Annotated in this window: 22 protein-coding genes; 16 read left to right on the top strand and 6 right to left on the bottom strand. The window is 38.0% G+C overall.

The window, feature by feature from the left end:
- Window positions 1-501: 501 nt before the first annotated feature.
- The 4 genes from HMPREF1210_RS08145 to HMPREF1210_RS08130 all read left to right on the top strand — a co-directional run bounded on the left by HMPREF1210_RS08145 (window position 502) and on the right by HMPREF1210_RS08130 (window position 5,221).
- The gene (locus HMPREF1210_RS08145) at window positions 502-1,287 is read left to right on the top strand and encodes a metallophosphoesterase (protein ID WP_016428174.1); all 786 of its coding nucleotides are present in this window, start codon (window positions 502-504) and stop codon (window positions 1,285-1,287) included.
- Window positions 1,251-3,095: a bifunctional diguanylate cyclase/phosphodiesterase gene (locus tag HMPREF1210_RS08140; RefSeq protein ID WP_016428173.1), complete on the top strand. Its 1,845-nt coding sequence runs from the start codon at window positions 1,251-1,253 to the stop codon at window positions 3,093-3,095. Before HMPREF1210_RS08145 ends, HMPREF1210_RS08140 begins: the two co-directional genes overlap by 37 nt.
- Window positions 3,096-3,461: 366 nt before the next feature.
- Entirely contained in the window at window positions 3,462-4,262 is an 801-nt protein-coding gene (locus HMPREF1210_RS08135) for an alpha/beta fold hydrolase (RefSeq protein ID WP_016428172.1), read from the top strand.
- Window positions 4,263-4,276: 14 nt separating this feature from the next.
- Window positions 4,277-5,221: a GGDEF domain-containing protein gene (locus HMPREF1210_RS08130; RefSeq protein ID WP_016428171.1), complete on the top strand. Its 945-nt coding sequence runs from the start codon at window positions 4,277-4,279 to the stop codon at window positions 5,219-5,221.
- 74 nt (window positions 5,222-5,295) lie between these two features.
- On the opposite strand, the gene HMPREF1210_RS08125 is transcribed toward HMPREF1210_RS08130, so the two are convergent.
- Both HMPREF1210_RS08125 and HMPREF1210_RS08120 read right to left on the bottom strand, forming a co-directional pair.
- Window positions 5,296-5,484 carry a hypothetical protein gene (locus HMPREF1210_RS08125; RefSeq protein WP_016428170.1) on the bottom strand — a complete coding sequence of 63 codons (189 nt, stop codon included), beginning with the start codon at window positions 5,482-5,484 and terminating at the stop codon, window positions 5,296-5,298.
- A gap of 329 nt (window positions 5,485-5,813) precedes the next feature.
- Window positions 5,814-6,500 carry a hypothetical protein gene (locus HMPREF1210_RS08120; protein WP_016428169.1) on the bottom strand — a complete coding sequence of 229 codons (687 nt, stop codon included), beginning with the start codon at window positions 6,498-6,500 and terminating at the stop codon, window positions 5,814-5,816.
- 291 nt (window positions 6,501-6,791) lie between these two features.
- Here HMPREF1210_RS08120 and HMPREF1210_RS08115 point away from each other — a divergent pair, with 291 nt between their 5' ends.
- The 7 genes from HMPREF1210_RS08115 (at window position 6,792) to HMPREF1210_RS08090 (ending at window position 14,307) form a co-directional block, all read left to right on the top strand.
- Window positions 6,792-6,998, top strand: coding sequence for an alpha/beta-type small acid-soluble spore protein (locus HMPREF1210_RS08115; protein WP_016428168.1), 207 nt, complete (start codon window positions 6,792-6,794; stop codon window positions 6,996-6,998).
- A gap of 217 nt (window positions 6,999-7,215) precedes the next feature.
- Window positions 7,216-7,665, top strand: coding sequence for a VanZ family protein (locus HMPREF1210_RS08110; protein WP_016428167.1), 450 nt, complete (start codon window positions 7,216-7,218; stop codon window positions 7,663-7,665).
- A 230-nt stretch (window positions 7,666-7,895) separates the two neighbouring features.
- Window positions 7,896-8,054 carry an aspartyl-phosphate phosphatase Spo0E family protein gene (locus tag HMPREF1210_RS17640; RefSeq protein WP_016428166.1) on the top strand — a complete coding sequence of 53 codons (159 nt, stop codon included), beginning with the start codon at window positions 7,896-7,898 and terminating at the stop codon, window positions 8,052-8,054.
- A gap of 168 nt (window positions 8,055-8,222) precedes the next feature.
- Window positions 8,223-9,914: an alpha-glucosidase gene (locus HMPREF1210_RS08105; protein ID WP_016428165.1), complete on the top strand. Its 1,692-nt coding sequence runs from the start codon at window positions 8,223-8,225 to the stop codon at window positions 9,912-9,914.
- Window positions 9,915-10,017: 103 nt separating this feature from the next.
- Entirely contained in the window at window positions 10,018-10,920 is a 903-nt protein-coding gene (locus tag HMPREF1210_RS08100) for an ROK family protein (RefSeq protein ID WP_016428164.1), read from the top strand.
- Window positions 10,921-10,938: 18 nt separating this feature from the next.
- Window positions 10,939-12,024, top strand: coding sequence for an ABC transporter ATP-binding protein (locus HMPREF1210_RS08095; RefSeq protein WP_016428163.1), 1,086 nt, complete (start codon window positions 10,939-10,941; stop codon window positions 12,022-12,024).
- A 615-nt stretch (window positions 12,025-12,639) separates the two neighbouring features.
- The gene (locus tag HMPREF1210_RS08090; RefSeq protein WP_016428162.1) at window positions 12,640-14,307 is read left to right on the top strand and encodes an alpha-glucosidase; all 1,668 of its coding nucleotides are present in this window, start codon (window positions 12,640-12,642) and stop codon (window positions 14,305-14,307) included.
- Between the two features lie 246 nt (window positions 14,308-14,553).
- On the opposite strand, the gene HMPREF1210_RS08085 is transcribed toward HMPREF1210_RS08090, so the two are convergent.
- The 4 genes from HMPREF1210_RS08085 to HMPREF1210_RS08070 form a co-directional block, all read right to left on the bottom strand.
- Complete coding sequence (locus HMPREF1210_RS08085; protein ID WP_016428161.1) at window positions 14,554-14,772, bottom strand: hypothetical protein; 219 nt, start codon at window positions 14,770-14,772, stop codon at window positions 14,554-14,556.
- Window positions 14,773-15,168: 396 nt separating this feature from the next.
- Complete coding sequence (locus tag HMPREF1210_RS08080; RefSeq protein ID WP_016428160.1) at window positions 15,169-15,831, bottom strand: HAD family phosphatase; 663 nt, start codon at window positions 15,829-15,831, stop codon at window positions 15,169-15,171.
- Between the two features lie 312 nt (window positions 15,832-16,143).
- Window positions 16,144-17,769 carry a thiamine pyrophosphate-binding protein gene (locus HMPREF1210_RS08075; protein ID WP_016428159.1) on the bottom strand — a complete coding sequence of 542 codons (1,626 nt, stop codon included), beginning with the start codon at window positions 17,767-17,769 and terminating at the stop codon, window positions 16,144-16,146.
- On the bottom strand, window positions 17,766-20,018 hold the full coding sequence (locus HMPREF1210_RS08070) for an EAL domain-containing protein (RefSeq protein ID WP_016428158.1): 2,253 nt from the start codon (window positions 20,016-20,018) through the stop codon (window positions 17,766-17,768). The genes HMPREF1210_RS08075 and HMPREF1210_RS08070 overlap by 4 nt, the downstream gene beginning before the upstream one ends.
- A gap of 307 nt (window positions 20,019-20,325) precedes the next feature.
- Here HMPREF1210_RS08070 and HMPREF1210_RS08065 point away from each other — a divergent pair, with 307 nt between their 5' ends.
- The 5 genes from HMPREF1210_RS08065 to HMPREF1210_RS08045 all read left to right on the top strand — a co-directional run bounded on the left by HMPREF1210_RS08065 (window position 20,326) and on the right by HMPREF1210_RS08045 (window position 25,001).
- Complete coding sequence (locus HMPREF1210_RS08065) at window positions 20,326-21,510, top strand: tetracycline resistance MFS efflux pump (protein WP_016428157.1); 1,185 nt, start codon at window positions 20,326-20,328, stop codon at window positions 21,508-21,510.
- A gap of 1,397 nt (window positions 21,511-22,907) precedes the next feature.
- The gene (locus tag HMPREF1210_RS08060) at window positions 22,908-23,228 is read left to right on the top strand and encodes a hypothetical protein (protein WP_016428156.1); all 321 of its coding nucleotides are present in this window, start codon (window positions 22,908-22,910) and stop codon (window positions 23,226-23,228) included.
- A gap of 162 nt (window positions 23,229-23,390) precedes the next feature.
- Window positions 23,391-23,705 carry a hypothetical protein gene (locus HMPREF1210_RS08055; RefSeq protein ID WP_016428155.1) on the top strand — a complete coding sequence of 105 codons (315 nt, stop codon included), beginning with the start codon at window positions 23,391-23,393 and terminating at the stop codon, window positions 23,703-23,705.
- 95 nt (window positions 23,706-23,800) lie between these two features.
- The gene (locus tag HMPREF1210_RS08050; RefSeq protein WP_016428154.1) at window positions 23,801-24,637 is read left to right on the top strand and encodes a CPBP family intramembrane glutamic endopeptidase; all 837 of its coding nucleotides are present in this window, start codon (window positions 23,801-23,803) and stop codon (window positions 24,635-24,637) included.
- A gap of 151 nt (window positions 24,638-24,788) precedes the next feature.
- Entirely contained in the window at window positions 24,789-25,001 is a 213-nt protein-coding gene (locus HMPREF1210_RS08045; protein ID WP_016428153.1) for a hypothetical protein, read from the top strand.
- The last annotated feature ends 368 nt before the right edge of the window (window positions 25,002-25,369 follow it).

Here is a 25,369-nt window from a genome sequence, read left to right as displayed (position 1 = left end):
TATGGTTGAGTGTTAGGTAGTTTTATAGCTTTAAGAGGATGGCAGTTTCGAACGGCCACTTTTTTGTGTTTAATTTCGCACTCTACCATATGAAGATATTTACAAAATTGCTAGAAAACATAGACTTTTGTCAGATTGATGAATTATGATAATAGAGAAAAAGGAACTTGAACAACAGGTATTGAACAGGTTGCCAGTACCAAAAACAGCCCAAGAAATTAGAGCCAAAAAATAGATTTCTTCCGTTCGGAAGTGTTATGAAATTGAAGGAAAAGCGATTGAAGAATGGAACCAGCTGCCGATTGAGCAAAAGATGAAAAAAGTCGGGTTTTTCCGTAAGGAAGAAGATTTGCTGAAGAGAGACAGCTTTATAAGAGAATATGTTAAAAAATACTTTGAGAGTGTGGACAAGTAACTTGGCTATCTTAAATTAAAGCACAAGTTGATTACGGAATTAATAAAGCAATTATAGTTCCTATCTTATGTAACAGGGAAATTACGATGAAAATGAGGTTGATTACCATTAGCAAAAGAATACTTGCCATTAGCGATATACACGGTTGTTTAGATGAATTTAAAGAATTACTAACATTGGTGAATTATGATTCTGCTAAAGATGACTTAATTTTACTAGGTGACTATATGGATAGAGGGAGATATAGTAAGGACGTCATCTATTTCGTCAAAGAATTGGTAGAGCGTCAAAAAGCGATTGCATTAAAAGGGAATCATGACCAGCTATTTTATGATTGGTTAAAAGATCCAATCGGTAAACAACATACTTATTTTAGGAGTGGTGGATTGGAAACCATTATTTCTTTTCTCGGTAAAATTAATATAGATAACCCTGTTGATTCGACTTATGAGAAGTGGGCAAAGGAGATTTTAGAATCAAACGAAGAGATTGTTAACTTTATCGAAGACCTACCATATTATTTTGAAACAGAGGAATTTATCTTTGTTCACGCAGGGATTAATCCAGAGTACGAAGATTGGAAGACGACAAGTGAGTATGATCTAGTTTGGATAAGGGAACCGTTTTTGACCGTCAATCACAAGTTTGACAAAACGATTATTCATGGTCATACTCCAGCGATTTATTTACATGAAAAGGCTGATATATATTATGGAAATAAGAAAATCGGCATAGATGGGGCTTGTGTATATGGGCATCAGTTAAATTGCCTTGAAATCAACGGAGGCGAATTTAATCAATTCTTTGTTGTTAAGGAAAAACATGATAGGGGTGAGTGGGTATATCAAAACGATTTAAATGGCGAATATTAATTACATCTATTGCACTACTCCTAAATTTAATCGTCTTGGTCATTCAAGAAAACTTTTCGTGGTGGCGTCTGGCTAAATTACCGGTTAATTTGTTTTTAGGGTGGGTAGTTGGGCTACAGATTGATAAGTATTTGCATTCGAAGAGAGAACTTGATTCGACGAAAAGTGTGTTGGTTGATTATACGTATGCATTGGATTCGTCGGTTGATGCGATTGGGATAACGAATGAAGAAGGAAACCATGAATTTGTCAATGAAGAATTGGCGAGATTGTATGGTTATCAAAAGGACGAGCTTTTAACAATACATTGGGAAAAACTTTTTACACAAGAATCCATCGATTACTTTCATGAAAATTTCTTTTCTGAAGTTAAAAAAAATGGGTATGACAGAAGTGAAGCAACCGGACTTAAAAGTGATGGGTCCACGTTTCCTTTGGAAATCACGATGTCACTATTAAATGAAACTCAAAAAACACTCGTGATTATTCGAGATATAACAAAGAAAAAACAATACGAAGCCATGGTGAAGTATAAAGCTGAACATAATGAATTGACTCATCTTCCAAATCGCCGCAAGTTGAATCAAGATCTAGAAATATTCAAAGAACAATCTTTAGAATCATCGTTGTTGTTTATTGATTTGGACCGATTTAAAATAACCAACGATACAATGGGCCGCGAAGTGGGAGATAAATTACTGATTGAGGTAGCGGAACGATTGAATTTCTTCAGTAATCGTATGATTAAGACGTATCACTTAGGTGGCGACGAGTTTGTTGTCCTGATTCTTAAAGAGAACATGGATTTCGTTAAAAATATCGCAATGGACATTGGAGAATACATAAAAGAGCCTTTCTATCTTAAAGGCAATGAAATCTTTGTGACGGCCAGTATAGGCATTAGCGGCAGTCCAGAACATACGGACGATATGAATGAATTAATTACAATGGCAGACACTGCGATGTATTATGCAAAATTGGATGGAAAAAACACCTATAAATTCTTCAATAATGAGTTAAAAGAGCAGCGTGAAAGAAGAACGCTCATAGAAATAGAATTGAGAAGAGCAATTCGCAATGAGGAGCTTTATGTGGTGTATCAACCGAAGTTTGATTTGCACAATTCCAAACTGGCAGGCATTGAAGCCTTAATACGATGGGACAATCCGGTTCTTGGCATGGTTTCGCCGATGGAATTTATTCCGGTAGCTGAAGATACAGGGTTGATCAATGAGATTGGTAACTGGATCATCAATGATGTTCTGTACCAGATGCGAAGATGGCAGGACAAAGGGTATTCGCCTGTTAAAGTTTCAGTGAACGTATCCCAGCGCCAATTCCGTGATAATAATTTCGTTCCTTTTATCGAGTCGTGTCTTTATTCTTATAGTATTGAAGCAAAATATTTGGAATTTGAAGTAACGGAAAGTGTAATCGAAAATATTGATTTGGTTATGCCCAAAATTAATTCGCTGAAAGCTCTTGGAGTAGGTATTTCGATTGATGATTTCGGTACAGGGTATTCGTCGCTGAGTATGCTGAAGAACTTGCCATTTGATACGTTGAAAATCGATCAATCGTTTATTCGTGATTTGATTGGCAATAGCCAGGACCTATCTCTGGTTAAGACCATCATTTCAATCGGACAAACCTTCAATCTCAATGTTGTTGCTGAAGGGATTGAGAAAGAGGAGCATCTTCATCTTCTTGCGGAATTGGACTGTCCGATGGGCCAAGGATATTTTTTCAGTAAACCGATTCGTCCTGAACAGCTCGAGGTAGAATTTTTTAAGTTGATAGGCGATTGATAGACGCTTCCGGTGCATGTAACTGGAAGTGTTTTTGTGTTGTAACATTCGTCATAGAATAAAATGCAAGATATTGCGATATAGGCTTTACTATCTTCTGCAATTCCTTCCATCTTGTTAAACTCGGAAGTCGCATCTAACATCGCTCCATACCTGCGAGACTCTAGGAAAGATACAGCTTTCTCCATGCCAGGTTTTATTCGCTGGGTTCTGTTGTTTTGTTAATTCTATTTTTTTATGTTAAGCAAGCAGTAAATAGATGTATATTTGAAGTTGTTAAAATAGATGGTAAGTTACCATATTGTGGAGTTTATTATGGTATAATTAACCTATAATGGAATACATCACGAAGGAGAAATTAGGTAAATGTACAATGATATAGTTGAACGGAATAATGTGAAAGTGTTTGGGGAAGGTCAAAAGACTATATTGTTTGCTCATGGTTTTGGCTGTGATCAGTCCGTTTGGCGTGATGTAGCACCAGCATTTTCAACGGATTATCGTGTAGTCCTGTTTGATTATGTCGGTTCTGGCAACAGTGATAAGTCTAGGTATTCGACAGAACGATACGATTCTTTGAATGGGTATGCCCAAGATGTAATTGATGTGTGTGACGCACTTGAGTTGGAAAATATCGTATTCGTTGGGCATTCTGTCAGTAGTATGATCGGTGCATTGGCTAGTATTGAGAGACCCGGGCTAATAGAAAAATTAATAATGATTGGTCCTTCACCGCATTATTTGAATGAACCAGGATATGTTGGCGGCTTTGATAAATCGGATGTTGATGCGTTGCTAGATATGATGGAAATTAATTATCGGGAATGGGCGAAATATTTAGCGCCAGTTGTAATGGGTGAAGATTCGGATTCAACAATAACAAAGAATTTTGAGAACACGTTGTGCTCGAATGATCCTGTCATTTCACGGAAGTTTGCTGAAGTGACGTTTACTTCCGATTCGCGTGATATACTTGGTGAAATTACGTCACCAACCTTAATTTTACAGACACAATTCGATGCTATTGCCCCGGTGGCAGTAGGCGAATACCTACATACGAAAATTACTACAAGTGAGTTTGTGCTGATGGAAGCTACAGGACACAATCCGCATCTTAGTTATCCTGAAGAGACTGTGACGTGCATAAAAGCGTATTTGACGAAGTGAAGGGAGGAAATTAAATGGAAGAGCAATTGGATTTGGCGCCTTGTGGTTATTTGGTGATGAATCAAAGCTTTCACGTGGTGGAAATGAATCGTACCTTGCGTGATATGCTCGGTGTAGAAGATACACCTATTCACTTACATGACATTTTGACGGTGCCTTCCCGCATTTATTTTCAAACTTACTTCGCTCCATCTATTATGTTGCACGGAAAAGTCAATGAGATGTATTTGATGTTAAAAGGTAAAGAACATCATCTTCCGGTTTTGATGAATGCGATTAAACACAATGACCAATTTGCTTGTGTACTGGTTCAGATGGCAGTGCGCGATGAGTATGAGAATGAGCTGTTGCTTGCTCGACGAAATGCTGAGCGGATTCTTCATGATACAGATGAAGCCAACAGAAAATTGCAAGAGTTACTGAAAGAAGTCGAAGGGAAACAACAGGAATTGTTGGATTTAAATGTGGAATTGCAGGAACTTGCAATGACGGATGCACTGACGGGATTGAAGAATCGTCGTTTCTTGGAGAAAAAACTAATGGATCTCGTTCAGTTAGCGGAGAGTTCAGAGAATGAGACTTTTTCCTTGTTGCTGATTGACGTCGACCATTTCAAACAGATCAATGATACGTTTGGCCATCCAATGGGCGATGCCGTGCTTCGCGAGCTGTCATGGAAGCTTTTAAGAGAGACTAGAGAGCACGACGTTGTTGCCCGCATGGGTGGAGAAGAGTTCATAATCTTGCTTCCGAATACGAATGAAGAAAGCGCACGGGAGATGGCGGAACGGATTCGACTGAATCTCGATCATGGCTCCTGGACTCAAAAACGTGTGACTGTCAGCATTGGTGTGACAACGTATGAAAAAGGCAACGATTCCAGTATATTATTTTCTAAAGCGGATGCAGCTCTTTATTTATCAAAAGGAGCAGGTCGCAATCGCGTATCTGTGAAATGAATATAGGAGTTTACGCACGAAACCCACTAGAGCTGGTTCTAGTGGGTTTTTGTATCAAAAAATTTACATATCATTTATTTTTTATATGAGATATCCTCCAGAAAACAGGCGATGCGCCTTAATTTTTCTTCCATTCCGTTGAAACTTTTATCGTGGATGGGAGGATGGTGTGCTAACGTATGTAACGAATCACTGATGTGATGTAGCTCAATTTGAATGTCTTGCAGGATAGCAACTAAATTAGTGATATTTTGTTCATTCATATGTACCTCCTTGTGTAAATGTGTCGTTTCATTATTTTATTATTCTCGGTTAACCTTAAGAACTCTCTTACCTTGTCAGAAGAACGATGTAAGCATTATTTCCTTATAATCAAAGCAAAAACCTTCTGGCTTGAGTTCCAAAAAGTTTTTTTGTGTTGAAAAATAGGTCTTTTATAGATTATCTGAAATTCACAAGTGGATATCTGAAATTCATTCGTACATATCAATATTTCGTATGGTAATATCTCTAAATCAACATGGTTTATCTGGAAATCAATCAAACATATCTAAAAATCAATCGAATTGCCTAATTAAATTCGTGTGGAATATCATTTTTTCTGTGAGGAAATAATGTTGAGTTTGATTTCCAAAAGCAAGGATAAAATATCCCGAAGTTTCGTTTGACTCGAGAAGTCAAAGATTGTATGTGCCATAACATTAATAATTGCGAGGAGAAGGAAAAACCAGACAATTCCCAGGAACACCATGTCCAAATATTGAATCGTAATCGATTGGGAAAAGAGAATCCCGCCTAAAAAGCTTAGTAAAGGAATTAAATAAATTTGAATGGAACTACTCATACGGGTTCCAAACGATTTTTTGGTCATGGTATTTTCAATTTCATTTCGAACAATGACCTCTAGCATTTGGAGATTGTTCAGATCCATAAGCGAAAAGTGAAGTTTCTGTTCCAGTAAGTTAATCCACGTCGATACTTCTTCTTCATAGTCCTGTTTGAAATGATAAATAGAGTTGTTAATGGAAATATCATGTTTTAAATAACATTCAAATATGGCATATACTAAATATCCCATGAAAATAGTTAGTGTGGATAGGACAAAATAATTATTGAAATACAGAAATAGACAGACAAGTAACGAAGTTGGCATGGTAGCAAGAATCAAACGGTTTTTCCAATTGGTTATTTTAATGTATCTAAAAATAGACGTCACTATTTCAAGTGGGTTGAAAACTTCTTTATAACATTCATATACGGTATACATCACTTTGTTCATCGGAATCCTCCTTCTGTTTCTATATATATGAAAGGAGTTATTAATAATATAGGCACATATAGATTTCACTATAGGTATAATTCCAACGATTGCTGCAATTTTTCCAACTAAAATCTCCTTATTTCCAATTAAGCCACACTTTTTTTCAACTAAACCCTCAATTGTTCCAACAAAACAATGGTCAGCCTAAATTGCTTCATAAAAAACATCCATTCTTGAACAAAATATATAACCTTCTTGTATGATTTTTTAAAAATGAGACATTCTATATGCAACAAGGAGGTGAGTAACATGGCAAACAACAATTCAAGCAACAAATTGTCAGTACCAGGTGCAAAACAAGCTTTGGATCAAATGAAGTATGAAATTGCACAAGAATTTGGAGTACAATTAGGCGAAAACGCTACATCGCGTGCTAACGGTTCCGTTGGCGGAGAAATCACTAAGCGATTAGTAGCACAAGCCCAACAACAATTAAGAGGTAACCAAAATTCATAAAACACGGGCCGACAGTTCATTCTGTCGGCTTTTATTTATTTTGTGCGAATAACTGATAGAAATTGTGGTCAACCTTTTCAATAGCCACAGATAGTCTTTCCTCATATCCGCTTTACATGACATTCGATGAAAGGATGTGCGGTTTTGTTTTATTTATTAATAAAGCTTAAAAATTTTATTAAGAGTATATTTCTACCTGGGCTGGAGTTGAACTAACATGGCGCTTTCCACATGTTTAAAACCACTCCTCCTGTTATTCTGGATAGTCACGATATTAGTCGCAGGCTGTACCGCGGATGCTCACGCTTTTTTATATGAGCAAGCAATCAGTTTTCATCTGGATGTCAAACCGAATTTTCGTGACTTGTTTATTACACATGATATTCACCTCGAGAAAGAGTTCTATGTGATACAAAAAATCGGTCACATTTCTGCTTTTGGACTTCTGTTTTTCTTCCTTTTTACAACGATCAAAAGGTTTGGCCATGCGTTTATGTTATGCAGTATGTTTGCGTTTTTTACAGAAATCCTACAGCTATATTTTCAACGCAATGGGAGACTTTTTGATGTAGGCGTTGATATGATTGGTATCCTATTAGCATTTTTACTGTGTAAATCTCTTGCCGGAAATTCAAATACAAATAAAATTCATGAAGCACCTGGATGAACAAAATATTATTTCGTATTACTAAAATTGCGAATCAGAAAAAACATGTTTTTTCAATATTAAACATCAAATAATTTAGTGAATGTGACAAATTAGTGAATTTTTAAAAACTCACCACAATGCGACATTTTTTTACAAAGCCAATTAGTTAAGATGTTCTTTGAGTGTACAACGTCTCTAATTCGTATACAAAAAATACCAAAAATTATTAAATGGAGGAAAGGGTAATCATGACAAATATTCACCTTAAAATGTTTTTACTTGGACAAATCAATATTAAAAGGAGAGTAATGTATTACAAAGCAAAGCATTTTGGTTTTACGCATTCCAGCGTAGTCGCATGCAGCCAGGAGCTTGATTCATTACTGAATAGATACCAAGGAATATAATTGAGCTTTAATTTTGTGTCATACAATTAAAATATCGTTAAAGAGAATCTTCAAGCGTCTAAACATTGTAGGTTCTTTTTTTATGCCTCAAGATAAGAGAAAAATGAAAATTTTCGGTCTAGTGAAAATTATGGTACGCTAGTTTCAAAAATTAACGGGGGAAATGACATGAATATTGAAACTAACTGGTGGAAAAAAAGTGTTGTGTATCAAGTGTATCCACGCAGTTTTTATGATTCTAATGGTGATGGAATCGGCGATTTACAAGGAATCATTTCAAAATTGGATTATTTGGTGGAGCTTGGTGTGGATGTGATTTGGCTGAGTCCGATATACGATTCTCCAAATGATGACAACGGCTATGATATCCGGGATTATCAATCCATCATGGATGAATTCGGAAGCATGGCGGATTTTGATGAGTTATTGGAAGCGGCAAAGGAACGGAATCTCCAAATTATTATGGATCTGGTCGTCAATCATACATCGGATGAACATGCGTGGTTTGTTGAGTCGAAGTCGAGTGTAGATAATCCTAAACGAGATTTTTACATATGGGCACAGGGTAAAAACGGACAGCCGCCTAACAATTGGGGATCGGTTTTTGGTGGGTCCGCTTGGCAATTGAACGACGCAACACAAGATTATTACCTTCATTTGTTCTCTAAAAAACAGCCTGATTTAAACTGGGAAAATGATGAATTGCGACAATCGGTGTATGACATGATGCGTTTTTGGCTGGATAAAGGGATTGGCGGATTCCGTATGGATGTAATCAATTTCATTTCTAAGGAGCCAGGTTTGCCTAATGGTGCCCAAAATGAAGGACAAGCTTACGGGGATGGCAGTCCCTATTTCATTAACGGTCCGAAGATACATGACTTTTTACAAGAGATGAATCAAGAAGTGCTTTCGCATTATGACGTTTTGACAGTTGGCGAAATGCCAGGAGCTTCACCAAAGGAAGCAATCGATTACACGAACCCTGAAAATAAAGAAGTGAATATGATTTTCACATTTGAACATATGGATTTAGATAGTGGTTCTAATGGTAAATGGGATCTAAAACCTTTGAATTTAATCGATCTGAAGGACAATCTTGAAAAGTGGCAAATCTCGCTTCAAGACAAAGGGTGGAATAGTCTTTATTGGAATAACCATGATCAACCACGGATTGTGTCGCGTTTCGGTAACGATGGGGAGTATCGTGTGGAGTCAGCAAAAATGCTCGCAACTTGCTTACATATGATGCAAGGGACACCTTATATTTACCAAGGCGAAGAAATTGGCATGACGAATGTGGCATTCGAAACAATTGACCAATACAAAGATTTGGAAACATTAAATATGTATCATGAAAAAATGGAGCAGGGTGCCAATCACGATACCGTTATGCAATCCATTTATGCAAAAGGTCGCGATAATGCACGCACACCGATGCAGTGGTCATCTGAAAAAAATGGTGGTTTTACAACGGGGACTCCGTGGATCGAAGTTAATCCGAGATATTCAGAAATTAATGTGGCGAATGATTTACAGAGTGAACAGTCGGTGTTTGCACATTATCAGCAGCTGATCAAGTTGAGAAAACAGCTGGACGTTATCACAATCGGTGACTTCAAAATATTATTCAAGGATCATGCACAGCTATTTGCTTATGAACGCAGAGCTGAGAAAGAAAGCCTGTTGGTGTTATGTAATTTCAGTAAGGATGAAATTTTACTAAAAGAGGATGTCGTGAAAAACTATATTTGTAATAGTAAACTGATCAGCCATAATTATCCTTCTGTTGATCTGCTTGATAAAATTGAGTTGCGACCATATGAGGCATTGGTTTTTTATTCATCTGCGTCGGAATGAATTTTGTGAAAAATCAAATATAGACGAATCGGTAAAATCATGTATGATAAAAAAGATAACTTCATCGTTTAATAGATTTCAATATAATGGAGGTCAAGAGTAGATGGTAGTCCTTGGTGTGGATATTGGAGGGACGAAGATTCGATTCGGCGTTGTCGATTCGACGGGACAAGTGATTGAAGATCATGTTGTTCCAACTCAGATCCCTTTGTATCCTTATTTAGAAGAAAAGGTAGTCGAATTTTTACAGAATCATCCTCACATCGAGGCGATTGGGATTGGCACGAGAGGCATGGTGGACGCGGAAAAAGGCGTGATCACTTTCGAAACCGAGACATTGCCCGGCTGGCAAGGCACAGAAGTGAAAGCGCTTTTACAGAAAGCGACAGGGCTTCGAGTCGAGGTCAATAATGATGCGAACTGTGCCGGTCTTGCTGAACATCGACTTGGCGCAGCAAAAGGTTTCCGACGCACGGTTTGTTTAACGGTTGGTACTGGACTGGGTGGCGGTTTTGTCATCGATGGTCACGTTATGAATGGAGCCCACGGCGGTGCGGGGGAAGTCGGTCATATGATTTTATATCCGAATGGTCACATCTGTGCATGTGGTCGACCGGGTTGCAGTGAACAATATGTTTCAGGGACGGCGCTGCGACGCTTTATTGCTGAACGTAATATTGTGGATAATCAAAATCAGTTAGTGTCACCGAACCGAATGTTTGAACTTGCTGGTGAAGGCCATACGGAAGCATTAGCTATCACGAAAAAATTCACGGGTGATTTGGCTATTGTTATCAGTTCGTTACAGGCAGTCCTTGATATGGATTGTGTTGTAATCGGCGGCGGTGTTTCCGAATCGGCAGATGGATGGTGGTCTCACTTACTGGAGGCACTCGAACCGTTGTTGCTGAAGCCGGTGGAAGTAAGAAGAGCGACGTTTGGCAATGAAGCTGGTATGCTTGGTGCTGCTTTACTGGTATGGTCAGGCGAAGAAGAGAAAAAATAAGTAAAGGACGTGTATGGATTGGCAAAATTAGTGTTGGAAAACATATCAAAAGTTTACGATAACAACGTTACTGCCGTTTCAAATTTTGACTTGCATGTAGAAGAACAAGAATTTATTGTTTTCGTTGGTCCTTCAGGGTGTGGGAAGTCGACCACATTGCGTATGATTGCAGGTCTTGAAGATATTTCGCATGGTAATTTTTATATCGATGGCAAACGCATGAACGATGTTCCGCCAAAAGAGCGTGATATTGCAATGGTTTTCCAAAACTACGCACTTTACCCTCACATGACGGTATTTGAAAATATGGCGTTCGGATTGAAATTGCGTAAGTTCCCGAAAGATGAAATTGCAGAACGTGTAAAAAATGCTGCTGAAATTCTTGGTTTGGAACCTTATTTGGATCGCAAACCAAAAGCACTATCAGGCGGTCAACGTCAGCGCGTGGCACTAGGTCGTGCGATTGTCCGTGATGCCAATCTATTCTTGATGGATGAGCCATTATCGAACCTTGATTCAAAGTTGCGTGTTCAAATGCGTGCTGAAATTGCCAAATTACATTTACGACTGAAGACAACAACTATTTATGTAACACATGATCAAACAGAGGCAATGACAATGGCTTCACGTATTGTCATTATGAAAGACGGGCTCGTTCAGCAAATCGGCACGCCAAAAGAAGTATATGATAAGCCGGATAATGTATTCGTTGGTGGTTTCATCGGTTCACCTTCTATGAATTTCTTCAATGGAAAAGTCGTGAAAGGACATTTTGTGATTGGGGAAACTTCTCTTGAAATTCCAGCTTCACATGCAACTTACTTAAAAGAGCAAGGCTACGAAGGTAAGGAAGTAATCTTAGGAATTCGTCCTGAACATATTTCAAATGAAGCACCTGTTGGATCACCAACTTTGCCTGTAAAAGTGGAAGTATCAGAACTTACTGGGGCGGAATTGATGGTTTACTCGAACATCGACAATCAAGAATTCATCTCACGAATAGATGCAAGCAGCAATGTTCAGCCTGGCGATATAATCAATCTTGCACTCAACTTGGAAAAAGGACACTTCTTTGATAAAGAAAGTGAATTACGCATTAAGTAATATAAAGTAATTGAATAATATAAAAAGTGTTATTGAATGAAGAAACGTCATGTGATACGATAAGTTTACCTATTTGTGAAAACGTTTGCACAGATTCCTGAAAAGTTTATGCAAGCGTTTTCATATTTTAAGAAATGTTCTATTTGCTGGGACAATGAACTTTATATGTTTCGTTGTTTTCATATGGATGATGACAATGATATTTTAGAGCGTTTGGATTTCGTTCCAATATTTTTTTCAATACCCTCATGATTATGACCCCGAGCGTAATCATTCTTATCATCATTATCTCTTCGATGGCAGCATACATACTTTCTCATAAGAAAAGTAACGTTTTTTATGCAAGTTGCGTCTATGGTATCCGTTCCAATGAGTCATGATTCCATTGTTCTTCGTATTTTGGAAATTCAATATCAACATCGATGGGGCAAAGTTGAGACCCCTTACAGAATGATTAATACATATGAAATTGTTATAAATAGTCTTCATAAGTTTTCGACCGAGAGGGATCTTAGGAGAAGCGGCTGGTGATGTGAAGTAAAACAGGTAAGTTGAAAAAAGTTAAATGAAAAATGAAATGTGCAGTTATCTTGAAAGACTGAAGGAGGTAAAGATTTGACTAGAAACTGGTGGAAAGAAGCAATTGTTTATCAAGTGTATCCTCGTAGTTTTATGGATTCAAATGGAGATGGCATTGGCGATCTTCAAGGAATCATTTCAAAATTGGATTATCTGAAAGATTTAGGCATTGATGTTATCTGGATCTGTCCGATGTACAAATCACCAAATGATGACAATGGCTATGACATAAGCGATTATCAGGACATCATGGATGAGTTTGGCACGATGGCCGATTTCACTCAATTGTTGTCAGAAGTTCACGCACGTGGGATGAAGCTGATTATTGATTTGGTTATTAATCATACGAGTGATGAGCATCAATGGTTTATCGAGTCCAAATCGTCAAAAGACAATCCGAAACGTGATTGGTACGTATGGCGTGACGGCAAAGATGGCAAAGAGCCGAACAACTGGGAAAGTATTTTCAACGGTTCAACATGGGAATTGGATGAAGAAAGTGGGCAATATTATTTACACATCTTCTCGACAAAACAACCTGACCTGAACTGGGAAAATGGTGACGTGCGAACAGCCCTTTATGACATGATTAATTGGTGGCTGGATCAAGGCATTGATGGTTTCCGAGTGGATGCAATCAGCCATATTAAAAAAGACCAAACGTTTTCAGATATGGAAAACGTTACGGATCAACCATATATTCACGCATGGGAAAAATATATGAACGTCGAGGGAATCCAACCATTCCTTGAAGAACTCAAGCAAGAGACGTTTTCAAAATATGATATCATGACTGTTGGCGAAGCAAACGGTGTCAGTGTCGACGAAATCGATCAATGGGTTGGAGAAGAGAACGGTAAGTTCAATATGGTGTTCCAATTCGATCACTTGGGATTATGGGATGCTGAAGGTAAGAAAACACTGGATATCCAAGGTCTTAAAGAAGTGTTGACGCGTTGGCAGAAGGGGCTTGAGAACAATGGCTGGAACGCATTGTTCATCGAAAATCATGACAAAGCCCGCATCGTCTCCACATGGGGGAACGACAAAGAGTACTGGTACGAAAGTGCAACATCTATCGCAGCTATGTATTTCTTCATGCAAGGAACGCCATTCATTTATCAAGGTCAGGAAATCGGCATGACCAATGTACAGTTCGCATCGATTGAAGATTATAATGATGTGGCCATCAAAGGGATGTACGCTTCTAAGATAAGTGAAGGCAAGACGCATGAAGAAATCATGGACATCATTTGGTCATCAAGCCGTGATAATTCACGTACCCCGATGCAATGGTCGTCTGAACAAAACGCTGGCTTCTCTACAGCATCTCCTTGGATTGGCATCAATCCAAACTATGTTGACATCAACGTTGAAAACCAGTTGAAAGATGAACAGTCCATCTATCATTTTTACAAAAAAATGATTCAACTGAAAAAATCACACGATGTTTTTACGTATGGCACGTACGATTTATTGCTGCCTGATTATGAATACGTATATGCTTATTCGCGTACTTTGGGTGACGAACAAGTAGTTGTCATTTCCAATTTGGGAGCAAATACCGTGTCCATTGAAAAAATGGCGGAGTCCGCATTTAATTTCGATAACTTATTATTGGCGAACAAAGACGTGCAACCTCACGAAGAAATGAATAGTTTCGAGATGGCACCATTTGAAACACGTATATATCAAATGAAATAATTATGAACCTTCCCGATTAGGGAAGGTTTTTTTGTTTTGAGGTGAGAGGTGTCTCAACAAGTGAAGTTGGTGTTGAGATGTGCTTGAGCGATAAATTTTGAGGTAAAAGGTGTCTATGAGATTTTTAAGAAGTCTCGAAAGGAAAGAGAAAGCACCGTCAAAATGAACTGCACCTCCAATTGTTAGACACAACTAACAATTGGAGGTAGTATTTGTTGTCCATATTTATAGTGCACGTAAATATATTTAGCGTTTTTTATTGGTAGGTTCTGCAGGTTTTGGGTCGACTTTATGAACATCTTTTCTCAGCATAAAGTAGGAGATAATGCCTGACACGACGGAACCGCCTGCTGCAATCAAAATACGTGTTGCAAGAGGAACCTCTGAATAATCTGTGCTTAAGTGCCATAACGAAAGAACCGCGACGACTACCATAATCGGAATGATAAATTTAAAACGTTTCATTTATGAATACTTCCTTTTTTCTTTTAAGTGTATCATACGTACCAGTGCACGGGGGTGGCTATTCATTGAACTTTACTAGTGCGAAATCTCAGTTTGAGGAAAAGATGGTGACATCGGAAAAATCATCACTCGCGTCTGAAACACTCTTGAGTAGGCTTCGGGAAAAGAAAAAGCGACTGAAATTATATCTTCAGTCGCTTTTACATTAATTGTGCGGTCCAGCTACAAGTGCCAGCCCGCACCTAAGCTTGGTTCAATCGGATGTTGATCATGAAGGCGTTCCGACACGATGTCGGGCTCTTAGCCTTCCTTCCTAACAACATTTGAAAACAGGTTTTTCGATTCGGCCATTCCAGCGTTGGAGTCGAGCTATAGTGGGCTTCTCCACTTTTCTGTCTACCAAATAATCTCCCATTTGCGTTCTTCAGCTACTGCTTTCAGTCGGGATTCGGGACGGACCGCCACCGGATTTCCAACAAGTTCCAAAACGGTGATGTCTGAAATACTGTCGCCATAAGCTGAACTGTTTTCCCAGTCAATCTCCATGCCTTCAAGTGCTTTCTCTATCATTTCGTTTTTTCGTTCTCCTTGGATATGGTAAATGCCAGTATCTGTATCGATTTTGCCGTTTCGCATTGGAATTTCTGTACCAATGACATCGTGAATAGCAAAGTCACGGGTAACTTCGTTTAGCATGGGAGTGAAAGCACCTGACACGAGAAGGACATGGTCACCTTCGATTAAATGCTTTTGCAAACGATCGACAACATTCCAGTTAAGGTCTTTGTGCATATCACGGGACATATCCTCAAAGTATTTTTCGATTTCACGTTGATACATACCTTTGAATGCGTCTAGATAGAGTTGCATTGATTTGGCTTTCATTTTATTTTCAGGGTATATTTTCATTTTATAGGCAAGGTATGGCTTCATAAGCGCTCGGTAAAATGATTGATATTTTGATGAGTGGACAGGGTGTTTCTTCATATAGTTCATCATTAATGTAAATGTTTCTTGCGGGTACAGTGTACCGTCAAAGTCGAAAATGGCTACGCGCATTGTGATCACTCCTGTTCTGATAATTCTAGTTTATCATGAAATTCTTTGTATTTATGGAATCTTTTATAATTCTAATATAAAGAAAAATACCAGACACCCATTATAGACTTCCGAACATAACCACTGCTAATTAGTCGGAAAATTCTGATTGTTAGTTAGGGAATCTGAAATGTTAGTTGGAAAAAACGCAACTTTTGTTTGAAACGGCATTTTCCAACAAACAACAGCAACCTTTTATCAAAATTAACGTGACACTTCTTTAGTTAACAAAACAAAGCCCCACCAACTCGAAAAAAGTTGGTGGGGTATCTATTAACCGCGTTTCAGAGTAGGTGGGATTTCTTCAGGGTCCACCATTATTTCGATGACGGTTGGCCCTTTGTTAACATTTGCGAAGGTCAGGGCTTCTTCAACTTGTTGAGCAGTGAAGCAACGGAAAGATGCTGCACCCAGTGATTCGCCGAATAGGCTTAAGTTTGCTGGGTATTCGTAAACCGTTCCGACTGATCGCCCTAAATTATAGCGCATGCCTTTGTCGACCATGTCTAAGCGACCGTTGTTCAGGATGATAAATGGAATTTGCAGGTCATGGCATGCAGCGGCTGATATTTCTGTGCCGTGCATCATCATGCAGCCGTCGCCAGTCAGACAGGCGATGGCTTGGTTGGGATCTGCAAATTTAGCACCGATGGCGTAGCCGATTGCATGTCCCATTGTCCCGAAGACATCATCCATAAAGAATGTACCTTCTTGTTCAATCGTGAAATTCTCGATTGCGTAGAAAGTATGACTTCCATCGTCCCCATACAGTATGGTCTCTGAGGGCAGATGTTTGCGCATCAATTGGACAGCAGTAACTGCTGACAATCTTTCGGTAGTTGAAGGAAGAATGTCAACTTCAATTGCTTCTTTCTCAGCGAAAGTTGTTGCCGCAATTTCACGAAATGCCGGGTCAAGAATGGCATGTAGATTCGTTTTTGCATCCCCAATGACAGGCAGGGTAGGAACAGGTAGTGACCGGCCGATAAATGTCGCTTCAATATCAAATTGAATGATTTGTTCAGGCGCCATGTCCAGAGTGAAACCGGCTAACGTCATATCCGTCAGTTTCGTTCCGATGACAATTAACAAGTCAACGCCTTCATTTAAATAATCAGTCGCAGCTTGCGTTCCCCCCAATCCGAAAGGACCGAGGTAACCCGGATGGTCAGTGCGAATTGTTCCTTTTCCGCCCGGTGTAGTGATGACGGGCACATTGTATTGAAGTGAAAGTTGGCTAACTTCGTCATAAGCCTGTGAAATATGCACACCTTTCCCTAGGAACAGGAGAGGTCTTTTCGCTTGCTCCAGCAAGGATTTCACTTCTCCCATGTATGGCGAGACCGCCGGTTCCAAGGCCGGAAGCGATAATGTAAAGGGCTCGATTTCTTCCATCAACACGTCAGCAGGGATGGAAAGATGAACAGGACCTTTTGTTCCAGTCAGTGCTTTTTGAAGTGCATGCTGGAAGTATACTTGGAACTGATCAGCTCGTTCGACTCTTGCGCTGAAAAGAGTAACTGGTTCAAACATTTTTACAAGATCTGTCCCGAAAATACTGGAATCCTGACCCATGGCACGTCCTGAATCTTTGACTGAAGGATGTCCAGTAATGAAAAGTACCGGCAGGTGGAAGGCTTTTGCTTGTCCAGCAGCAGTCAGCAAGTTCGTGCCACCTGGTCCTGAAGTTCCGACCGCGACCCCAAGCGTATTGTTCTGGCGTGCATAACCTGCAGCCATGAAGCCAGCGCCAGATTCGTGTCTGCTTAATACGAATTCAAGTTCGTTCTTTTCCATTGCAAGGAGAAGAGGAACAACCGCTTTACCGGGAATACCGAATGCGTGAGTTACTTGAAATGATTTTAAGTGTTCGACCAATAATGATGCAATTGATTTCATGGATGAATGACACCTCTAGATGAATTAAATTCATATTTTTTTTCGAGATCGGTAGCTGATAACGGTTTGCTGTAATAGTAGCCTTGTATTTCGTCACATTGTAATTTTTCAAGGAAATGAAGCTGTTCTTTTGTTTCTACGCCTTCTGCAATGACTTTTAGATTCAGCGCATGTGCGATGGAAATGATGGTGCTAACGATTTGGCCATCTTTCGGTCCATTCAGCATGTCACGAATGAAACTTCGATCAATTTTCAGACGATGAATATGGAAGTTCTTCAAGTAGTTAAGTGAACTGTAGCCTGTACCAAAGTCATCCATGGCTATCTGGATACCAAGCTCATGCAATTCTTCCAAGATTGATGTGGAACGAATAACATCCATTGTCATAGATTCCGTGATTTCCAGTTCCAAACCATGTGGTGCAAGCCCAGTTTCTTGCAATACTTGTTTGACTTTATCCACAAGACGTTGCTTTAAAAATTCCTGAGGAGACAAGTTGATGGATAGTTTCAATGACGTCATGCCTTGATCGTGCCACTTTTTCATTTGACGGCAGCCGTGATTGAGTACCCATTCACCAAGATGTACCATCAATCCCATTTCTTCAGCTAGTGGAATGAAATCAGCTGGAGGAATAAGTCCGAGTTCAGGATGATTCCAGCGTAATAAGGCTTCAACTCCCACAATTTGCTTAGTGTGCAAATCAATCTGCGGTTGGTAATGCAGGATAAGATCGTTATTTTTTATGGCTAATTCGAGCTCCGATTCGAGCGTCAGTTTCTTGAGAGATTCCTCGTTCATATCCGAATTGTATATGCAGTAACCGTTTTTCCCTTGATCTTTTGCACGGTACATAGCAGTATCTGCATGTAGGAATAGGGTATTGATATCTGACCCGTCATTTGGATAGAGGGCGATACCGATACTCGTGCTAACATGAAACTCCAGGTTTTGAAGGAAAAATGGTTTCCGAACGACTTCAATAATATCGTCGGCAATTTTTTTTATTTCATCAACTGAATTGAAATCTGTCAAAGCGATGGTAAACTCATCGCCACCCATTCGAAACAGCTTTCCTTTGTCGAGTAAATAATGATTTAATCTTTGAGCGATTTCAACAAGTAACGTATCACCTTTTGCATGACCCAATGTATCATTGATTAATTTAAAACGATCAAGATCTAGCAGGAAAACCGCCAATGAAATATTTTTCCCATCGGATGAATCCAGAATGCCATTTATATAGTTATGGAAATAGCGTCTATTAGGCAATGTTGTTAAATCATCATGATGTGCGTGATGTTGCATGATCAATTGGTTTTCATAGCGTTCCGTTATGTCCCGGAAACTGCAGACTGTCCCGATGAAATATTGATTCACACTGTAAATTGGACGGCCGTCAAATAGACATATGGTTTCTTTTGACGAATCCGGTTTTTGGAATTTCACTTCGATATCGGAGAAGCTTTCTTTCGTTTGGATGATTTGATCTATCCAATCCTTAAGAATAGCCAGCTCAGACGCAGGCTTTTTAATCACATCTTGGCGTTTCAATCCTGTCAGTTTTTCTGCATATGGATTAAATTCCATAATACGACCATAATGATCCGTCAAAATCATGGCAGTATGTGAGGATTCCGTTAACACTTGGTTCAGCACATTCAAATCTTTGTTTTGTTCTTGCAATTGGATTTCACGTTCGATACTCGTTCCGACAATCGAAAGCAAGGAAAGGAGTAGAGGGTCTTCAAAATTCAAAGCGGTCATAATGGAAACTGTTCCAAGAGTGCCGTTCGTACGATGATCTGTAACTGGCACGGAATAACAAGCCGACTGATAGAGGAAATCATGATAATGTTGAGAGCCTACTACTTCCACCGGTTGATTGTGGTTCAGTGCAAGACTGATACAATTCGTTCCATTGTATTTCTCCGTAAACTGAACGCCTGTTCTGAAGCCAAGTTGTTGAATGACATCTTTAATCGTATTGTCACCTTCCATATAGGTAACGATGCCCTGATTATCGGTAACAACAATCAAAAGTGGAGTTCCTTTTACCATCTTCAAAAATTCTGGAATAAAAAATTCCACCACTTTCAAGACTTCTTTATTTTCTTTTTGAATTTGTTGTAGTTGTTCATGGCCAATTTCAAAAGGGTCGGGAATAATCGTCGGATCCAATCCCCATTCTTCACATCGCATTTTCGACTGTTCAATTAGCTGTAAATTTAATTGTTGTGCTTGCATTCAAATCCCCCCTTTATAATAAGGTTTTTGCAAAGTGTCTTAAGTAAATAATTCAAGGTTTTACAATATATAACAATATTTTTGTATTATAGTAGCTAGTACTCCTTTTTATTATAGTTGATAAGAAGGATTTTACCTACCAAATAATGAATAAAGTCGAATATAGTCGAAAAAGTTGTTTAATTCGTCACAATCGTACCCAACATAAAAAAAGATTACATTTCAAGTAAATGAACCGAAAGAGTTGACGTTTGACTGGTAGGTAGGGTTAGATAGGAAAGTATGTTAAATGAGATGAGGAATAGTTATGATGCAAGATCAACGAAAGAAAATAATTGTTTTAATGATAAATATGTTTATCGCAATAGGGAGTTTTGGCATAATCATTCCGATACTGCCAGCCTATCTAATGTCGATTGGTGAAGGGGGCATGGCGGCAGGTCTTATGATTGCCATCTTTGCGGGGGCACAGTTCGTCATGTCACCGATTGCCGGTAAGTGGGCAGATCAAGTTGGTCGACGGAAGATGATTATTGCAGGTCTAAGCGGATTAACGCTTTCCATGTTTGTGTTTTATTTCTCGGATTCAATATGGGTGCTGTATACATCGCGAGTGATAGGCGGTATCGGAGCAGCCTTATTAATTCCTGCGATTTTCGCTTATGTAGCAGATATTACGACTATGGATCAGCGTGCAAAAGGGAATAGTTACATTTCCGCAGCGATGTCACTCGGAATTGTCATTGGACCTGGAATCGGAGGGTTTTTGGCGGATTATGACTTGAAGCTTCCATTACTCGTTTCCGCATTGGTATCGTTGTTGTCTGTGATATTCTCAATAATTGTATTGAAGGAAAGCAGGGAAACTGGAGATGTTTTAGGCGCAGTTAAACAGGAATCAATGGTGAAAAAACTTGCACAGTCTGTACAAAAGCCTTATTTTATCCCACTTGTTATTACACTCGTCATGAGTTTTGGGTTGATGGCATATGAATCGGTATTAGGTCTGTTTGTGGATAATCAATTTGGCGCAACACCGAAACAGATTGCAGTGATGGTGACGTCAACAGGGATTGTCAGCGTTGTGATGCAATTATTGGTGGTGGATCGTCTCGTTCGAAGGTATGGTGAAGGAATCATTTTGAATTTCTTTATCGCCCTGACAGCTTTATGTTTCTTCTTATCTTTATTTGCCTCCACCTATGTGCTGTTCTTTATGATTACGTTAGTGGTGTTCCTTGCAACTTCTATTTTGAGACCAGTGCTGAATACGCTGATCTCAAAGCTAGCAGGTAATGAACAAGGCTTCGCGATGGGGATGAATAACGCCTATATGAGTATTGGTAACGTAGTTGGACCGCTACTTGCTGGTGTTTTATATGACGTGAATATTATATATCCTTTCTTGCTAGGATTCGTCGTACTAGGGATTACAATCTTGGTAAGTGTCGTGTGGCAGAGGAATCAGAAATCAATCCAATTTGTGAAGTGAATTTATTGCGTTCGATAGGTTAGTTCGACAATATGAACGTAGGGTGTCACAATCAGAAAAGGCTTTTGGCCAGTTTAGCTGGGAGCTATTAAATAAAAATGAATAGTAATTAACAGGTGAAACCTCGTATTTTGATCAAACAAAATACGAGGTTTTTATTCTATTGTAGTTTTGAAATAAAGTTGCGATGATCCGAGTAGGAATAACGCTCTTTTTTTAACTTATTGAACTCACATGAAAATTAAAAAACGCTCAAAATCAATAATAGTGCATATCAAAAGGACCCCGAAAAAAGCTGAGCCTTAAGAGAAATTATTTGGAGTTGGTAAGTAAATCGAGAAGTATCTCCAATCTACTAAGAATAAAGGCAAGTCTGGTGCAGTAACTAAAGTAGGATAAATATCCCGTAAGTGCTACTCATATTGGGGCGACAGTTTTGTGATGCACCGTGGTCGTTGGAGTCAGACTAACGGTTGGGCTCTATGGCACCATAGTTCATCGACCTTCTTCGTCATCCGTAGTGATTTATACCCATTAAGAACAAATTTTCATCCTTTGTGGTGCAGTGATTATTCGCTGCATGGGTGGCTTAGAGGTCAGTTTACTAAAAGAAATTATTTTGATTTATGGAATTATCTGTTAAAATTAATTGGACTGTTATCTTAATACTGGGCGTAAATGGGGAATTTAAAAGGAGGAGAAGAAAATTAACGAAACCTTTTATCTCAAACTAAATGGATATTTACTGCTCACAATCATACCATTATCCGCTCTTGGATATTATTTTGCCGTCCACAAAGAATCATTGTTCTACTTGTATGAATGGCTGCTTGTTGCAATTGTATTAATTTCAGTACTTTTCTCAATTAAAAATATAGTATCCATCAAAAGTAGACTAAAGTGGGTTGCTATTTCTATATTAGCCTTTTTAATTCAATTTGCGGTACTTGGATTATTTTTGGGACCACTAACTCACTATCTTATGATTTATCTTTTTTATGTTGTTGCAATCCTTTCTTTTGCTATTTTTATAATAACAATTAGAAAAAACGAAACCTTAAGAATTATCCCGTTAAGCTTCACTATATTAACAGGATTCTTCACGTTATATATGGTATTTCTAAATGCTTTATGGGGAAATAATTTAAGTTAAAACAACTTTATATTTTTCTTGCAGAACCACTATATAAACTAAATTGATGACTTTACACTTCAACTATTTAACTGGTGCTTTAGTTAAAGATCATCGGGCTGATTATTCAGCCCTTTTTCTTATTGAACTAACGGGGCAGTCTAGTTGAATAACTGCTCGAGGAATTATGAAAATAATGAGTAGGGTTATCATTGTGGAACTTGGTAATATGTGTAAACGTCAAATTTGAAAAGGAGCTGAATTAATGTTAGTAGATGTTTTTTATTATCTTAAATTTTCAATTGGTGTTTTTATTTTTAGTTTGTTAGTTACATTAATTTTAATATTATTGAAAAAGTCCGTTATAAGTGGATATTCAGTCAGTATGTTGGTATTTGTTTCTTGTATCGTATCGGGAGTAAATATGTTTATTTCGGGATATATAGCGGATGAAGTTCCATCTGGAGGAGACCCAATTATCTTCTATATGTTTTTAGTTGTTCTATTATTAAGTGTAGTAAATATGATTTTAGTTTTAATAAACACGAAGGAAAAGTTTGGGGAACAAAATATAGTAAATAATTAACGAAGTTTGTGAAAAATTGTACTTAAACTAACGGATGCTTTACTTCAATAAGGGGTGAAGCCTTTTTTCTTATTGAACTAAAGGGGCAGGTTAGTTGAAGAGTGTGGTATAACTTTTGTTCAACAATTGGGACATTTTGTGGAGAAGGGAGATGGGAGAACTATGGAAAAAGTATTAAGAAAATCAGGTCTGTATGGGTTAGTGTTCGGATTGGCTGTTTCCATTCTATTTGTTAGTTACAAAGAAATTCAAGAGGTAGATAACGGTGGTCAACTAATTACGTATAAACCGTTTCTTGATTATTTTATAGCGATTTTACGTTTTGGAATTATAGGAATGTTTTTGGGTGTGTTTATTGGTTGGAAGGATTATGAAAAGAAACATAAGACACAGCAACAAGGAAAAACATATTACATCCTTGCCTTTTTTGTTGTATTCCTCATTTCAAGCATTTTAATGTTGATATTAAATTGGTGAAATAGTATTCCGTTTTCATCTTCAACTAACGGGGCAGGTTAGTTCAATAAGAGATAAGATTTTTTGTGGTAAAATTTAGTGGGGGAGATTTGTAAATGGATGTAGACAATTATCGGAAATTTAATATTACGTCATTTGTTCTTTTTTATATGTCTATAGTGATTTCGGGAATAATTTTTTTTGGTTTTATGTTAAAGAATTATCCAAACGGAACACTTGTGTTAGTTTTAAAAATAGCCATCTTGATTTATTTCATCTACCAAATTAAAAAGTATAGAATTGAATTTAATAATGTTTCTCTTAAAAAGAGTATGTCAGGTATCAAATGGGCAAAATATGTCTCTTTGAGTATCATTTTAAAAATTAATTTTACTTTCATAGCAGCAATTAGTTTTACGCTGTTCGTTATTCTATTCCCATCACTTTTTGATTATTTTATTAACTTTCTTTCTGAACAAAATATTGAACCCGTATCTAGGAGTGCATTAAGTTTAATAATACCTATAATCTCTACAGCGATATTAACTCCAATATGGGAAGAGCTGTTTTTTAGAGGTATAGTGCTAAGAAAGTTAACAAAAAGATTTAAGCCTATTACTGCAATATTAATTTCTTCTCTTATTTTCGCCATAGTACATAGTGGTTTCATTGGAATAGCTCATGCATTTCTTATGGGATGTATGTTAGCTTATTTTTATCTATTGAAACAAAACATTTGGATACCAATTATTTTACATGCAGTAATAAACCTTGTAGCTATTCTTTTGAGTACATTCGATTCTCCAAATTTGACTGATTTAGCCATGCCCTCGAGAGAACAATTGATAGGGGAATTAGCATTGTACGGACCGATTACATTTGCTATTACATTTTTCCTTCTACTAATATTTATTAGAGGTTGGAAGCAAGTTAAGCTTTTGGTTATTGAATAAGACGGATATTTTCTTATTCAACTAAAGGGTGCTTTTGTAAAAATCTTTGGGCTGCTTTGGTAGCCCTTTTTTCTTTTTCATCTAACGGGGCATGTTAGCTAAAGAAAACTTTTATCTTATCCTAAAATAAATATTAAAAGAGGCGTTTGAAGTGGTTAACATTTTTGTAGTTGTTTGGGTTGTAATAACATCACCCATTCTTTTATCTGTCGTTTTTAGAATTTTCAAACCGATTGTAAATGCTGATTCTACTGGTATAAGTATGATAATTATTGTTTTATTAGTTGGTGTCTTGGATGCTTATATTGGAGTTAAATTAATTGAAAAGAAAATTCAACCTTGGCTAGAAAAGCGAAAGAGATAAACATTTTCCTTATTCAACTAACGGGTGCTTTAGTTAAAGATCGTGGAGTTGCTTTGGCAGCTCTTTTTTCTTATTGAACTAACGGGGCAGGTTAGTTGAACAAGGAAATGTTGAAATAGGACCTAAAATTCTTGGGGAAAAGGAAGTAAGCGTAATACGATTCGATAATTTAGGTTTTTATACAAAACCTTATAATTCTACATGGGAGGTTTGCCCTCACCATAATGCTTACTGTCATCATAAAAGGAAGTGTGAGGCAAACTGGATTATTATATAAGTTGTTTGTTTTCTTCGGTTTGTATAAAAGCATCAGTTAACAATTGAATATCTTCCCGTATCTGAGACTTCAGTTTAGGACAGTCACACTT

This window comes from Paenisporosarcina sp. HGH0030 (assembly GCF_000411295.1).
In the GTDB taxonomy this organism is placed as follows: domain Bacteria; phylum Bacillota; class Bacilli; order Bacillales_A; family Planococcaceae; genus Paenisporosarcina.
Note: the sequence above shows the minus strand (reverse complement) of the source record. Positions and strands in the feature narration are given on the sequence as shown.

Excerpts from the sequence above, each read along its gene's own strand:
- HMPREF1210_RS08145 (WP_016428174.1), top strand. The coding sequence starts at position 502 with ATGAAAATGAGGTTGATTACCATTAGCAAAAGAATACTTGCCATTAGC.
- HMPREF1210_RS08135 (WP_016428172.1), top strand. The coding sequence starts at position 3,462 with ATGTACAATGATATAGTTGAACGGAATAATGTGAAAGTGTTTGGGGAA.
- HMPREF1210_RS08130 (WP_016428171.1), top strand. The coding sequence starts at position 4,277 with ATGGAAGAGCAATTGGATTTGGCGCCTTGTGGTTATTTGGTGATGAAT.
- HMPREF1210_RS08125 (WP_016428170.1), bottom strand. The coding sequence starts at position 5,484 with ATGAATGAACAAAATATCACTAATTTAGTTGCTATCCTGCAAGACATT.
- HMPREF1210_RS08120 (WP_016428169.1), bottom strand. The coding sequence starts at position 6,500 with ATGAACAAAGTGATGTATACCGTATATGAATGTTATAAAGAAGTTTTC.
- HMPREF1210_RS08115 (WP_016428168.1), top strand. The coding sequence starts at position 6,792 with ATGGCAAACAACAATTCAAGCAACAAATTGTCAGTACCAGGTGCAAAA.
- HMPREF1210_RS08110 (WP_016428167.1), top strand. The coding sequence starts at position 7,216 with ATGGCGCTTTCCACATGTTTAAAACCACTCCTCCTGTTATTCTGGATA.
- HMPREF1210_RS17640 (WP_016428166.1), top strand. The coding sequence starts at position 7,896 with ATGACAAATATTCACCTTAAAATGTTTTTACTTGGACAAATCAATATT.
- HMPREF1210_RS08105 (WP_016428165.1), top strand. The coding sequence starts at position 8,223 with ATGAATATTGAAACTAACTGGTGGAAAAAAAGTGTTGTGTATCAAGTG.
- HMPREF1210_RS08100 (WP_016428164.1), top strand. The coding sequence starts at position 10,018 with ATGGTAGTCCTTGGTGTGGATATTGGAGGGACGAAGATTCGATTCGGC.
- HMPREF1210_RS08085 (WP_016428161.1), bottom strand. The coding sequence starts at position 14,772 with ATGAAACGTTTTAAATTTATCATTCCGATTATGGTAGTCGTCGCGGTT.
- HMPREF1210_RS08080 (WP_016428160.1), bottom strand. The coding sequence starts at position 15,831 with ATGCGCGTAGCCATTTTCGACTTTGACGGTACACTGTACCCGCAAGAA.
- HMPREF1210_RS08075 (WP_016428159.1), bottom strand. The coding sequence starts at position 17,769 with ATGAAATCAATTGCATCATTATTGGTCGAACACTTAAAATCATTTCAA.
- HMPREF1210_RS08070 (WP_016428158.1), bottom strand. The coding sequence starts at position 20,018 with ATGCAAGCACAACAATTAAATTTACAGCTAATTGAACAGTCGAAAATG.
- HMPREF1210_RS08065 (WP_016428157.1), top strand. The coding sequence starts at position 20,326 with ATGATGCAAGATCAACGAAAGAAAATAATTGTTTTAATGATAAATATG.
- HMPREF1210_RS08060 (WP_016428156.1), top strand. The coding sequence starts at position 22,908 with ATGTTAGTAGATGTTTTTTATTATCTTAAATTTTCAATTGGTGTTTTT.
- HMPREF1210_RS08055 (WP_016428155.1), top strand. The coding sequence starts at position 23,391 with ATGGAAAAAGTATTAAGAAAATCAGGTCTGTATGGGTTAGTGTTCGGA.
- HMPREF1210_RS08050 (WP_016428154.1), top strand. The coding sequence starts at position 23,801 with ATGGATGTAGACAATTATCGGAAATTTAATATTACGTCATTTGTTCTT.